Consider the following 548-nt stretch of genomic DNA (forward strand, 5'->3'; position numbering starts at 1 on the left):
TTCTCGGGGAGGGTGGCGACGATCTCGATGTCGAGGTCGGCGAGGTTGGTGAGGATGTCCTGGACGCTGACGGAGTAGCCGTCGAGGCGTTCGGTGGCGGAGGTGCCCAGGGTGAGGCAGACGCGGGGTTTGGTGGGTGGTGTGTGGAGCCAGGGGGGGATGACGGCGGTGCCGTTGTAGGGGATGTAGCGCAGCGGCAGGTAGGTGTGGGGCAGGTCCAGCCGTAACGACCCCGGGGTGGGGTCGATGGTGAAGTGGCCGGTGGTCATCTCCTCGGAGAAGGTGGTGCCGGCCTTGGCCGCGCGGGCTCCTAACCATTCGGCCATCGCGTCGCGCTCGTCGGGGGCCTGTTCCTGGCGGACGCGTTGGTAGTGGCCGCGCATGCGGGCGAACAGGTCCAGGCTCCACAGCAGCCGGGCGTGCGCGGCGCCGCACGCCTTGGCCGCGATCGCTCCGGCGTGGGTGACCGGCTCCCAGATCACCAGGTCCGGCCTCCAGTGCCTGCAGAACGCGGTCAGCTCCCCGATCATCGGATCGTTCACCACCCG

At 69.5% G+C, this 548-nt stretch carries 1 protein-coding gene; it reads right to left on the reverse strand.

The window, feature by feature from the left end; translation table 11 throughout:
- On the reverse strand, positions 1 to 542 hold a 542-nt coding region (locus ACSC1Q_RS43080; protein ID WP_495573958.1), incomplete at its 3' end, for a glycosyltransferase family protein.
- Positions 543 to 548 lie beyond the last annotated feature (6 nt).

It is taken from the genome of Streptosporangium heterodermiicola (assembly GCF_051390675.1).
GTDB lineage: Bacteria > Actinomycetota > Actinomycetes > Streptosporangiales > Streptosporangiaceae > Streptosporangium.